Genomic DNA, 12,667 nt, shown 5'->3' with positions numbered 1-12,667 from the left:
CTTTTTCAGAGGAGGTATCAGGAGTCAGAATGAGACCCTCCGGTTGACCAGTCGGGTGATGCCGCTTCAGCTCTGCTTGGCAGCGGGGTTCTGCAAACGAAACTTTTCCTTGCGCTCGATCTGCACCACTTGTGCGTTGTGCACAGTGATTTCGACGGCACCAAAACGCAGGTCGCGCAACGCACTCTGAATTTCACGCAGAATTGCTGCTTCGTCCTGACCGTCAACACTACGTAGAGATGCGCTCATTGCCTTATTCCTTGAAAGATGAGGAGCCGGCCGTCGCGACTGGGGGCGATGGCGTATGGCGGTGAGGCAATAATAATGAGGTGCGGATATTCTTAAAAAGACTATTTAAGAATGCAGATATAACCAAAAGAAATTTAGAGGTTAGAGATTTTGCCAGGATGCGTTGCACACCCTGGCAAGCCTTGCTCTGGCGGCTTCAGCCGGGCTGCTCGAAGACCGGTGCATGCGTCCAGTCGATCGCTTGCGCGACCATTGGCCGGGCAAACCAGTAGCCCTGGCCCAACTGGCAACCGTTGCTCAGCAGGAACGCAGCCTGATTGGCATGCTCGATGCCTTCAGCCAGCACCCGCATGCCCAGGCTGCCGGCCAGCGCGATGACCGCTTTGACAATGGCGATGTCGTCATCGTCGCCCGGCAGTCCAGCCACAAAACCCTGGTCGATCTTCAGCTTCTGAACCGGCATGCGCTTGAGCCGCAACAGCGAAGAATAACCCGTACCAAAGTCATCGATGGCCAGGCTCAGGCCCAGTTCGCGCAGGCGATGCAATTGTTCGATCGCCTGTTCGGGGTCTTCCATGACCGCGCTTTCAGTCACTTCCAGCTCCAGAAAGGCAGGCTCAAGCCCGGTCTCATGCAGTGCCTGTGCTACCCGACGGTCGAGGTCGCCATGATTGAACAGGCGGCTGGAGACGTTTACCGCGACAAACTCGACCGGTACATCTTCCGCCAGCCAGGCCTTCATTTGCAGGCAGGCTGTTTTCAAGACCCAGGCATCGATATCGGCGATCAGCCCGCTTTGCTCGGCAATCGGAATGAATTCCCCCGGCGAAACCATCCCGCGCTCGGGGTGCTGCCAGCGCACCAGCGCCTCGACACCGCGAATACGGCGGGTGACAAGGTCATGAACCGGCTGATAGAAGACCCGCAGTTGTTCCAGTTCGACGGCCTGACGCAGCTCGTAGGCCAGTTGCACGCGCTGCTGGGCATGAGCAGTCAATTCCTCGGTGTACAGCGCATAACACTCACGACCGTCGCCCTTGGCCTTGAACAGCGCCGAGTCTGCATTGCGCAACAGTTGCTCGGCGGTCAGCGCATCGCCGGGGAACAGGCTGATGCCAATGCTGGCAGTCACAAACAGTTGATGCGCGGCAATCGCGAAAGGTGCCTTGAGCGCATCGATCACCTGCTGTGCCAGTGCGGCAGCCTGAACCATCTGCGAGCAATTCTTGATCAACAGGGCGAACTCGTCGCCACCCGGACGCGCCAGGGTCATTTCGTTGCCGGACACGCTCTTGAGCCGCTCGGCGACGGCCCTGAGCACATCGTCGCCCACGTTGTGGCCCAGGCTGTCATTGATGTTCTTGAAGTGGTCCAGGTCGATCAGCAACAGTGCGCAGCCGCGTTTGCTGGCGCGCGCCGAAGTCAGCGCCTGGCTGATGCGATCAGTCAGCAGCAGGCGATTGGGCAAATCGGTCAGCCCATCGAAGTGAATCAACTGGGCCAGCTCCTGCTCGGAGCGTTTAATAGCTGTTATGTCGGAGAACACCGCTACAAAGTGCCTGGGTTGGCCGTCGTTGCCCATAACACTGCGAATGGTCTGCCATTGCGGGTAGATCTCGCCGCTTTTGCGCCGATTCCAGATCTCGCCGCTCCACTGGCCCTCGCTGATGATCGAGTGATACATCTGTTTGTAGAACTCCGGGCCGTGTCGGCCGGACTTGAACTTGCTGGGGTTGAGGCCCAGCACTTCTTCGGCCTGATAGCCGGTGATATCGACGAACGCGCGGTTGACGTGAACGATGCGGCCCTGCGCATCGCTGACCAGCACCCCTTCGCGGGTGCTGTCGAACACCGCTTCCGCCAGCCGCAGCCGGTCGTAATCGGTTTGCTGGCGCTGAAAAAGCGCATCGCCGCCGATAAGGCTCCTTAATCTGTAACGTGCGATGAAGATCATGACCGCGCTGAGCAACACCCAGCTGTAACCGGTCATCAGTTGCCAGAACGCCAATCGAGCGGGTTCTTCGATGAAAAAGGGCAGCAACAGGTCGCACGTCACAAACCACAAAATGGACAGCAGCCCATACAGGACGGCCGTTCGCAGCGCGCCAAGGGAGTAATCTGACATCGGAAACGAAGAACCTCGGATAAAGCCGGAATTATAAAGCAAGAAACATCCTGCGACTCTTATCTGAAAGGGTGACTGGTTTTCTGTGGGATGTCAGTGATAATGCACGCGTAACTTTTTTCTTCATGAGTATCTTTACGAGGGCCAAACAGCCTATGTGGTACAACGGTTTGCTCGACCTTTCTGTCTGGCAGGTAATAGCAGTCACGCTGGCGATGACCCATGTGACTATTGTCGGCGTCACGGTCTATCTGCACCGCTACTCAGCCCACCGCTCGCTTGAGCTCAATGCGGGGCTGAAACACTTCTTCCGTTTCTGGCTGTGGCTGACCACTGCCCAGAACACCCGCGAGTGGACAGCCATCCACCGCAAACACCACGCAAAATGCGAAACCGTCGACGACCCGCACAGCCCGGTCGTCAAAGGCCTGTCCACCGTGCTGCGCAAAGGCGCCGAGCTGTACCGCGAAGAAGCGCAGAACCAGGACACCCTGCGTATCTACGGCAAGAACTGCCCGGAAGACTGGATCGAGCGCAACCTGTATTCGCGCTACAAGCTGCTGGGTATCGCCCTGATGGCGGTCATCGACGTGGCGCTGTTCGGTGCGCTCGGTATCACCGTGTGGGCCGTGCAGATGATGTGGATTCCCTTCTGGGCTGCTGGCGTGGTCAACGGTCTGGGCCATGCCGTCGGCTATCGCAACTTCGAATGCCGTGACGCGGCCACCAATCTGGTGCCGTGGGGCATCGTGATCGGCGGCGAAGAGCTGCACAACAACCACCACACCTATCCCAACTCGGCCAAACTGTCGGTCAAGCCCTGGGAATTCGACATGGGCTGGGCGTGGATCAAGCTGTTCAGTTTCCTGGGTCTGGCCAAAGTCCAGCGGGTCGCGCCCATCGCCCATCGGGTCGAAGGCAAGGGCCACATGGACATGGACACCGCCATGGCGATCCTCAACAACCGTTTCCAGATCATGGCGCAGTATCGCAAGCTGGTAATTGCGCCGCTGGTTACCCAGGAACTGGCCAAGGCCGACGAATCGGTGCGTCATCAGTTCAGTCGTGCCAAACGGCTGCTGTCACGTGAGACCAGTCTGCTCGATGACAAGCACCACTTGCGCATCCAGACCATGCTGGAACACAGCCATGCGTTGAAAGTGATCTACGAAAAGCGTCTGGCGTTGCAGCAGATCTGGGTCAAGACCAGCAGCAATGGCCATGACATGCTTTCAGCCATCAAAGAGTGGATTCACGAGGCCGAAGCCAGTGGCATTCACTCGCTGCGCGAGTTCGCCGACCAGCTGAAAACCTACTCGCTACGCCCCGCCCACGCCTGATACCGTTGATCGGCGCGCCTCCCGCAGGTGCGCCGGTCCCGGAACTTATCCCCTGCCAATCTATCTCATCAACTTTCCCGCCAAACGGGATAGGGCACGGCACTGGCCGTAACGCTTGAGATGGATCTTATGGAAAAGCAGCCTCCGACCTCCCTACCCGGCACGCCGATCACTGATATGCCCGCAGCCGCAGAAACCCTGTTAGCCCTGATGCACGCCCAGGCAGAAGTTGCCCGCCTGAGCGAGCGTGAACAACTGTTCAGCTCATTGTTGGTGAGCGTGAATGCTGTTTTGTGGGCGTTTGACTGGGAAACCCAGCACATGATTTATGTCAGCCCGGCGTACGAGCGTATCTTCGGCCGCTCGGCTGGCTTGCTGCTGGCCGATTACAGCGAGTGGCGCGACAGTATCTACCCGGATGACCTGAACTACGCCGAGCGCAGCCTCAACGAGGTAATCGAGAAAGGCTCGATAGAGGACCGCGAGTACCGAATCATCCGTGCGGACGGTGAAGTACGCTGGCTCAGCGACAAATGCTTCGTCAGCCATCGCGCCGACGCCAGCCAGCGTCTGATCGTGGTGGGCATCGCCGAAGACATCACCGACAAGAAACACCTCGAGGATGAGCTGCAACGCCTGGCAACCACCGACGTGCTGACCCAGAGCAGCAACCGTCGGCACTTTTTTGAATGCGCCCAGCGCGAGTTCGAACTGGCTCGCCTCAACGGCACGCCGCTGGCCTTTCTGCTGCTGGATATCGATGACTTCAAGCTGGTCAACGACACCTACGGCCATCAGGAAGGCGATACCGTGCTGCAACGCATCGCTGAAAGTGGCCGCTCGGCACTGAGACGTGGTGATTTGTTCGGGCGTATCGGTGGCGAAGAGTTCGCAGCGGTATTCCCAGGCTGCGCGCCGGATATGGCCATGCAGATCGCCGAGCGCCTGCAACGCGAGATCCAGCGCCAGAACTTCCAGTCAGGCGGCACCACCTTCAGCATCACCGCCAGCCAGGGCCTGACCAACCTGGGCCCGGAAGACCCAAGCCTGGAAACCCTCTACGGCCGTGCCGATGCTGCCATGTATCAAGCCAAGCGCCAGGGCAAGAATCAGATCGTGCTGGTCTGACATGCCTTCTCGACTGTAGAAAGCACGACTGGCCCTTCGCGGGCAAAGCGGATCGCCGCCCGGTCGCTCTTACAGGCGTTTGCGGTGCTTTGTGGGAGCGAGCTTGCTCGCGAAGAGGGCGGGGCTGTCGCTGGATTTTCTGCGTCAGGAATATAGCCTTCGCGAGCAAGCTCGCTCCCACGAGTGTGCACACGGCATGACGCCCTGAGGGAGCGACTGGGCGGCGGTCCGTCTTGCTCGCGAAGGCCTCAGTCAGGTTCTACTTTTCGATCGGGCCCTGAACGGCACTGGCCGGGTCCTCGATTACAGCAGGCTCTTCGGCAGGTGGCTCAGGTGTCAGGTCCAGCAAATCAGGCTCGTCTTCCCCCTCAACCGTCTCGGCAGCCACTTCAGGTTCGGTCGGCAAGGGTTTCAACAGGCTAGGGTCAGTCACGCCGGTCAGTTTCTTGCGCAAACGCTGCAAGTCACCGACGCTCAGCTTCAACAACTTGGCCGACTTGGTCTTGATCAGCGTGTTAACACTCTCTTCCTCGCCCAGACGTGCCATCTGCCCCGCCAGGTTCATTGCCAGCACTTCGCGAGTGAAGATGCCGGTGTTGTACTGATACACCGCAGCGATCAGCTCACGCAGTTCCAGCGGCAAACGCCAGCGGGTGCGCAGAGCGGAACCGAAGGCAGCGGAATATTGCTCCAGCGATTGCTTGATCACGTCTTCATTCAGCTCGCCACCGGCCAGCAGCCACTCCTGCAAACAACCCAGCACAGCAAGATCGCCCAGCGACTGCAGCAGACCGGCGCAGAAGCAACGCTCTACATCCAGCTCCAGCATGCCGCCCAGAATGCGCGCGTAATCAGCCGTGCGCTGCGACATCGTCCAAAGCTCACTGGCCTGGGCCAGCAACGCGTCGCTGGTCAGCACGGCCATACGTTTCTTGGCCAGGCCTGATGCGATATTTGCGCCCTGCACCGGCCCGAGAATGGCCAGCGCCCCGCCCATGGTCTGCACCGGCTTGCCCAAATGTTGCGCGGCACTGTTGGCGGCGGCGATCAACACGGCGGTGATGTGCGGATCGTTGCGCAGCTCCTGCTCCAGCAAGGCAGCGTCGATGCCATTGGCGGTCTGGCTGAGTTTTATCGCCGTCGCGACATCGACGAACAGCGGCGCGCCGTCAGCCACGTCACGGCGCTTGTCGAGAAACTTGGTCAGCGTCAAACCCGGCGTCAGCGCGGGCACTGCGCCCGCAACCGGGGCCTGACGTTCCAGCAGCAGACTTTCCAGACGCTGGCGTAGCCCTTCGGTATTCAGGGGTTTGGTCAGATAGGCAGTCGGTGCCAGTGGCAAGACCTCACGCACGCTGGCGCTGTCGTTGCGATTGCTGATCAGGATGAACGGGATGGCGGGCTGACGACGCAGATTGCGTACGCCACGCAACAGGCTCAACCCGTCGATCCCCGGCAGCTCGCGTGCGGCGATGATCAGATCAGGCAGTTGTTTCTTCATCCACTCGACGGCCTGCTTGCCATCGGTACACATTTCCAGGTCGACGTCCGCTCGCACACCCAGTACCAGATCGCTGAGTGTTTCGCGAACCCACGGATCAGACTCAGCAATCAATACGCGAGGTACCGCGGGCAAATCTACAGCAGTCATCATGACTCTCCGACATCGATGCGTTCACCTTAGCCAAAGCCTTCGTCCGGATATAGCAAAAAGAGCGAAATACCCTGCTCCAGACCAAAAAAAACCCGTCGAAACGGGCTTTTTTTGTCTGTTTGGTCATAAATTAATCAATTTACGACTTCACACTTTTTACGCGATTTCAGCGAAGCATTCTTCCAGAATGGCCAGCCCACGGGTCAGCAATTCGTCTTCGGCGGTCAACGGTACCAGTACGCGCAACACGTTGCCGTAAGTACCGCACGACAGCAGGATCAGACCCTTGTCACGCGCCTTGGCAACCACCTGCGCCACTGCCGCAGCGTTAGGCTTGTGCGAATCGCCGTCTTCGAACAGCTCGACGGCAATCATCGCGCCCAGCGCACGCACTTCGCCGATGACCGGGTACTTGGCCTGAATGCCCTTGAGCGCAGTCACCAGACGCTCGCCGACTGCCTTGCAACGGTCCAGCAGGTGCTCTTCTTCGAAGATATCCAGAACCGCCAGCGCCGCAGCGCAAGCAACCGGGCTACCGGCATAAGTGCCGCCCAGACCGCCCGGTGCGATGGCATCCATGTATTCAGCCTTGCCGCACACGCCCGCCAGCGGGAAGCCACCGGCGATGGACTTGGCGAAGGTGGTCAGGTCAGCCGCAACGCCCATCTGCTCCATCGCGAAGAACGTGCCGGTACGGCCAGCGCCAGTCTGCACTTCGTCTGCGATCAGCAGAATGCCGTGCTTGTCGCACAGCTCGCGCAGACGCAGCATGAACGCTTTCGGTGCCACGTAGAAACCACCTTCGCCCTGAACCGGCTCGATGATGATCGCAGCGATGTCCTTGGGCTCGGCGTCGTTCTTGAAGATGCGCTCGATGCTGGCGATGGAGTCGTCAACGCTCACGCCATGCAACTCGCAAGGGTACAGCGCGCGGAAGATACCGCCCGGCATCAGGCCCATGCCCGCCGAGTAAGGCACAACCTTGCCGGTCAGGCCCAGAGTCATCATGGTGCGACCGTGGTAAGCGCCGGTGAAGGCGATAACACCCGCACGGCCAGTGGCAGCGCGCGCGATCTTCACGGCGTTTTCCACCGCTTCGGAACCGGTGGTCACCAGCAGGGTTTTCTTGTCGAAATCACCCGGCACTTTGGCGTTGATCTTCTCGCACAGCTCGACGTAAGGCTCGTAGGCCAGCACCTGGAAGCAGGTATGGCTCAGCTTGGTCAGCTGCTCTTGCACAGCGGCGATGATCTTCGGGTGCAGGTGACCGGTATTCAGAACGGCAATGCCGCCCGCGAAGTCAATGAATTCACGACCTTCCACGTCGGTAACGGTCGCGTTCTTCGCCGAAGCAGCGAAGATCGGGTGGATCTGACCAACGCCACGCGGGACGGCAGCATGGCGGCGTTGCATCAGGGATTCGTTAGTCTTGCTCATGTATTCCTCATTCGCCGCTCATCGGTCGGCGTGGGTCAAGGATCAAGCGGACCGGATCAACTGCGGCAGCATACGATGATCGACTGCTGCAGCCTTCAGGCCACCAGGAAACTGCGGTGCAACAAAAGCCGATGACACGTCGCTCTCGCGCATCATCGGCTGCAATACCTCAACGTCAGTCAGACCGAGTAAATCAAACCGACATGCAGAGGTATTTGATTTCCAGATAATCTTCGATGCCGTACTTGGAGCCTTCACGGCCCAGGCCGGACGACTTGATACCACCAAACGGCGCCAGTTCGTTGGAGATCAGGCCGGTGTTGATACCTACCATGCCATATTCCAGCGCTTCGGCAACACGGAACACACGGCTCATGTTCTGCGCATAGAAGTACGACGCCAGACCAAACTCGGTGTCGTTGGCCATCGCGATCACTTCAGCCTCGTCCTTGAAGCGGAACAGCGGGGCCAGCGGACCAAAGGTTTCTTCCCGGGCCACGGCGGCATCTTTCGACACATTGACCAGAATAGTCGGTTCGAAGAACGAGCCTTCCAAGCTGTTGCCGCCAGTCAGCACGGTTGCGCCTTTGCTGACCGCGTCAGCGATGTGTTCCTTGACCTTGGCCACGGCCTTGTCGTCGATCAACGGGCCGGTGGTGACGCCGTCTTCCAGGCCGTTACCGATTTTCAGCTTGCCGACCGCTACCTTGAGCTTCTCGGCGAACGCGTCATACACCGCGTCTTGCACGTAGATGCGGTTGGCGCACACGCAGGTCTGGCCGTTGTTGCGGTACTTGGATATCATCGCGCCTTCGACCGCCTTATCGAGGTCGGCATCGTCGAACACGATGAAAGGCGCGTTACCGCCCAGTTCCAGGGAAACCTTCTTGATGTCCTTGGCGCACTCGGCCATCAGCTGGCGACCAATGTCGGTCGAGCCGGTGAAGGACAGTTTGCGCACGATCGGGTTGCCGGTCAGCTCGGCACCGATGTCGCCTGCGCTGCCGGTCACCACGCTGAACACACCAGCCGGGATACCCGCACGTTCGGCCAGCTCAGCCAGCGCCAGTGCAGAAAAAGGCGTTTGCGAAGCAGGCTTGAGCACCATGGTGCAGCCCGCCGCCAGTGCCGGACCGGCCTTACGGGTGATCATTGCCGCCGGGAAGTTCCACGGGGTGATCGCCGCCGTCACACCAATCGGCTGCTTGAGCACGATCAGGCGCTTGTCCGGCTGGTGACCAGGGATCACATCGCCATAGACGCGCTTGGCTTCTTCGGCGAACCACTCGATGAACGATGCGGCGTAGGTGATCTCGCCCTTGGCTTCGGCCAGTGGCTTGCCCTGCTCCAGCGTCATCAGCAGACCCAGATCGTCCTGGTTCTCGATCATCAGCTCGAACCAGCGGCGCAGCTTGTTGCCGCGCTCTTTGGCGGTCAGTGCACGCCAGGCTGGCAGCGCCTTGTCAGCCGCCTCAATCGCCCGACGCGTCTCGGCTGCGCCCATTTTTGGCACAGTGCCGAGGATCTCGTTGTTGGCAGGGTTGTTGACCTTGATCGACTGACCACCGTCCGCGTCCAGCCACTGGCCATTGATGTAGGCTTGCTGGCGGAACAGTGTGGAATCTTTGAGCTGCATGTCGGCCTCCTAAACAGCATCGCCCGAGAGGCGACGCGAACAATTGATATCGATGCACCCCATTTGGAAGCCATCGTCAGGAAAACATTCCATCGGGTTCCAGCGCTGCGCAACGCATGAAGGCAGGAAGACCGAACAAGAGCGTTTGAAATCTCAAACGAATCCTAGGCATTGCGGGGGGAAAGGACAATAGCCCGTTCGAAAAAAAGAACGGGCGTAGGGAGTTGTGTGGTTTTCTGATCAGCGCCGAACCTGAACGCAAGGCAGCCGCAGTGTGATCATGCGGCGCATAAAAGCCGTGAGTGACCACGGAGTAACCGGCGAAGGTCACGATCAACCTCAAGGCATTGCCGAACGACCCGATCATCGTCCTGGCCGGGCCGTGGCTGATCGAGTTCGACAGCGCCATGACCACCGCAGGGCCCGGCGCAGCTTTTAACGCACGCCTTTAGCGCTATCGATAATCCGGAAGCGTGAAGGACTGAATCGCCGGGGTCAGCGCCTTGGCAGCACGCTTGCTGATGAAGGGGGTTGCGACCAAACGCTGCACGGCGCGAAGGACCTTCACCCCTGTGCGACTGCGAGGATGAACCAGACGCGGCACAAGCTTCGGCACATTCTGCGACTTTTTCACCACAGGCCGCAGCACATATTCGTACGCAGCAAGGGCCCCTGCAATGGTGTCGGTTCTGGTGAGTTCGCCCGCCAACACATACGCACCAATCAGCGCCAGCGAAGCACCGACCCCACCCAGTGGCGTGACACACCAGGCCGCATCGCCCAGCAACACCACAGGGCCATTCGACCAGCGATCCATCTTCACCTGGCGCAAATCATCGAACCAGAAATCCTCCGCCGCCTCCATCCCCTCCAGCAGGCGAGGCACCTCCCATCCCGCGCCTGCAAACGACGCCCGGAGAAACGCCTTCTGCTCGGCAACACTGTTGCCTACCGCAAGGTGGCTTCGGCCATGCACATTAAAGAACGCACGCGTCGTACCTCGATTATCCGGACGAACGCCCGCACTGCGCCCGCCCACCGCGTTATACCAACGCGCCGTCTGGCTATCAGTCGGCGCGCGGGGCACAGTGAAGAACGCGCTGGCCAAGTCCATCCTGCGCGGCTGATTCTCGCCGGGGAACACCAGCTCCCGCGTGCGCGAACCGACACCTTCAGCAATGATCAACAGATCAAAACGCTCCTCGCCACCGCTCTCGAACGTGACAGATACGCCCTCAGCATCATGCTCGACCGACACAATACGATCACCAAAGCGATAGAACGCATCAGCAGACGACGCCTCATAAAGCAGGCGCGCAAGATCCCCGCGCAACACCTCAAGCTCAGCCGTCGGACCATCGACCTCCAGACCGGACAGATCAATTTGCGCCGCCGTGCGGTTATCCTCATCGACCCACGCAAGCCCCGTCTCGCCGGTGTTGAGATCCTTCACCGCCTGCTCAAGCCCCATCAAGCGCAAGACCTCCCGAGCGGCCCCCCGCACATCCACATTCTGCCCGCCATCGCGAAAGGCAGGCGCCTGCTCGACAACCGTGACATCGCAATCGCGCTGCGTCAGCCACCAGGCCGCGGCACACCCCGCGATACTGGCCCCGGTAATAAGAACGCGGCACGGGCTGCGCTCGATGCTTTTGAACTGATTGATAAAATGCCCTCGGTGAGAACGATCTGGCTGGGTGATTGCGATGCATCATGCACCAGCTGGCGGTTGTGCCGGTAGCGGTGGGATGGCCCTTTGTGGGCGTCAGTGGGTGTGGGGTGATGAAAGGCTTGCTGGCGTCCGTCTGCCGGGTGCGCGGGATGATTTGCGTTGCAGGCCGCCCGCAACTGGACGCCCCGTACCCATGTGAGTATCATGGCGCCCGCGTCGCACCAGTAGCTCAGCTGGATAGAGTACTGCCCTCCGAAGGCAGGGGTCGTGGGTTCGAATCCCGCCTGGTGCGCCATCTTTTGCAGTCTGGATGTGTCTTGAGTTGTGGACAGTCTATGAAATGCCCGAAGCCCGCCTTGTGCGGGCTTTTTTGTTTTTGGTTTTTGGTGCTGGATGAGATCGTTATGTGCTCTCCGTACGTGATCTGCGAGAAGATGGCCCAAGCGAACAGAGAACTGAAAGCGGGCATCAAGGTACGCATCCAAAGAACGGCCTTGCTGCTGGCCGAAAAGTAATGGAAGAGCAGCGGAGCGAAAAGGCTCAAGCACTAATGGATATGGGCGCCAGCCTGTGGGCTACCCGATGTTTGCTGGGTGACGATCAACTAAGCCTTAGAAGGCTGGTGCTGCCTAAAGAGGTTGAAGTATTCGACACGTGGGTAGTCGTAAACTCGCTGACCGCTCTTTAGACGCTCACCGAAGAAGACATACTCTCGCTGTAACGCACTGAGCCACCTGAAACAGCCTGAGCACGCGGGCTGTTAATAGCTATATCGGGGCGAAAACCATGATCAATCGAATCCAAGGCTGCGCGCGCTGGAGCGACACCTTGAAAGCATCCAAGGAGCACTTGACCGCTTTGCTGAGGATTGTCGAGATCAAAACCGGAAAGACCACGATGGTTCAGGCACTCACCATCAAACTGATCAAGAGTGAAATGAGCTACGTAGAAGTAAGTTGAAAGGCCAACAATAATAATCTTATTGGCTTTAATACTGCTCATATAGATATCTTCAAAACACACATAAGGCATGCTAATGTGAAAACTTGCAGCATACAACCGGCTGGAAACACCTGGACGAGCAGCTTCAGGCGTTGGAAGCTCTAAAAAGTGACGGCGCGCTGAAAAAAGAAATCGAGTTTTAGACAAAGCTGCGTGCGCAGCTGGTTCAAGATGGTTTCAGCCTCAAACACATCATTAATGTGATCGACCCACAAAGCAGCTCACGCCGCCAAGCGACCGGCACTCGCAGACCAAGCCAGCTGAAGACCTATAAAACCGCACGCATCGGTGAAGGTATTGAAACCAAAGGCGGTAATCACAAGACGTTGAAGGAGTGGAAAACCAAGCACCGCGTCGACGAAGTTGAAAACAGGCCCGCCAAGTAAGCAGGAACGCATAGAAGACTTTAAGATGTCTCTTTTTA

The 12,667-nt window shown here is 58.9% G+C and carries 10 protein-coding genes, 1 tRNA gene and 2 pseudogenes; 5 read left to right on the top strand and 8 right to left on the bottom strand.

All coding sequences use genetic code 11. The features are described from left to right. Positions 1-66: 66 nt before the first annotated feature. Both oscA and dibA read right to left on the bottom strand, forming a co-directional pair. On the bottom strand, positions 67-249 hold the full coding sequence (gene oscA / locus RYB09_RS08295; RefSeq protein ID WP_002551397.1) for a sulfur starvation response protein OscA: 183 nt from the start codon (positions 247-249) through the stop codon (positions 67-69). A 196-nt stretch (positions 250-445) separates the two neighbouring features. Continuing rightward, a complete protein-coding gene (gene dibA / locus RYB09_RS08290; protein ID WP_058401801.1) occupies positions 446-2,374 on the bottom strand; it encodes a phosphodiesterase DibA in 1,929 nt (642 codons plus the stop codon). A gap of 155 nt (positions 2,375-2,529) precedes the next feature. Here dibA and desA point away from each other — a divergent pair, with 155 nt between their 5' ends. Next, entirely contained in the window at positions 2,530-3,714 is a 1,185-nt protein-coding gene (gene desA / locus RYB09_RS08285) for a delta-9 fatty acid desaturase DesA (RefSeq protein ID WP_044321075.1), read from the top strand. Positions 3,715-3,843: 129 nt separating this feature from the next. Beyond that, positions 3,844-4,842 (top strand): GGDEF domain-containing protein, encoded by a 999-nt coding sequence (locus RYB09_RS08280; RefSeq protein WP_044324137.1) that lies wholly within the window; start codon positions 3,844-3,846, stop codon positions 4,840-4,842. A 259-nt stretch (positions 4,843-5,101) separates the two neighbouring features. Here the strand turns inward: RYB09_RS08280 and RYB09_RS08275 are convergent, their stop codons facing one another. The 5 genes and pseudogenes from RYB09_RS08275 to RYB09_RS08255 all read right to left on the bottom strand — a co-directional run bounded on the left by RYB09_RS08275 (position 5,102) and on the right by RYB09_RS08255 (position 11,277). Beyond that, positions 5,102-6,496 carry a response regulator gene (locus tag RYB09_RS08275; protein ID WP_122258657.1) on the bottom strand — a complete coding sequence of 465 codons (1,395 nt, stop codon included), beginning with the start codon at positions 6,494-6,496 and terminating at the stop codon, positions 5,102-5,104. A gap of 156 nt (positions 6,497-6,652) precedes the next feature. Beyond that, positions 6,653-7,933 carry a 4-aminobutyrate--2-oxoglutarate transaminase gene (gabT, locus tag RYB09_RS08270; RefSeq protein ID WP_005732800.1) on the bottom strand — a complete coding sequence of 427 codons (1,281 nt, stop codon included), beginning with the start codon at positions 7,931-7,933 and terminating at the stop codon, positions 6,653-6,655. 193 nt (positions 7,934-8,126) lie between these two features. After that, positions 8,127-9,569: an NADP-dependent succinate-semialdehyde dehydrogenase gene (gene gabD / locus RYB09_RS08265; protein ID WP_316887901.1), complete on the bottom strand. Its 1,443-nt coding sequence runs from the start codon at positions 9,567-9,569 to the stop codon at positions 8,127-8,129. Positions 9,570-9,897: 328 nt separating this feature from the next. Beyond that, a pseudogene (locus RYB09_RS27160) lies at positions 9,898-9,978 on the bottom strand (LysE family translocator); the annotation flags it as partial. Positions 9,979-10,023: 45 nt separating this feature from the next. Further along, the gene (locus RYB09_RS08255) at positions 10,024-11,277 is read right to left on the bottom strand and encodes an FAD-dependent monooxygenase (protein ID WP_410478298.1); all 1,254 of its coding nucleotides are present in this window, start codon (positions 11,275-11,277) and stop codon (positions 10,024-10,026) included. 182 nt (positions 11,278-11,459) lie between these two features. Between RYB09_RS08255 and RYB09_RS08250 the strand changes: the two genes are divergently transcribed. After that, positions 11,460-11,536: transfer RNA gene (locus tag RYB09_RS08250), tRNA-Arg, on the top strand. Between the two features lie 40 nt (positions 11,537-11,576). After that, a complete protein-coding gene (locus RYB09_RS08245; protein ID WP_316887899.1) occupies positions 11,577-11,756 on the top strand; it encodes a hypothetical protein in 180 nt (59 codons plus the stop codon). 169 nt (positions 11,757-11,925) lie between these two features. Here RYB09_RS08245 and RYB09_RS08240 read toward each other — a convergent pair whose 3' ends face one another. Further along, a complete protein-coding gene (locus tag RYB09_RS08240) occupies positions 11,926-12,243 on the bottom strand; it encodes a hypothetical protein (protein WP_316887897.1) in 318 nt (105 codons plus the stop codon). A 61-nt stretch (positions 12,244-12,304) separates the two neighbouring features. On the opposite strand from RYB09_RS08240, the pseudogene RYB09_RS08235 reads away from it, so the two are divergent. Continuing rightward, positions 12,305-12,629, top strand: a pseudogene (locus tag RYB09_RS08235) (histone-like nucleoid-structuring protein, MvaT/MvaU family). The last annotated feature ends 38 nt before the right edge of the window (positions 12,630-12,667 follow it).

The organism is Pseudomonas syringae group sp. J254-4 (genome assembly GCF_032586855.1).
In the GTDB taxonomy this organism is placed as follows: domain Bacteria; phylum Pseudomonadota; class Gammaproteobacteria; order Pseudomonadales; family Pseudomonadaceae; genus Aquipseudomonas; species Aquipseudomonas amygdali.
The sequence above is the reverse complement of the archived record's forward strand: the minus strand, read 5'-3'. Positions and strand labels throughout refer to the sequence as shown.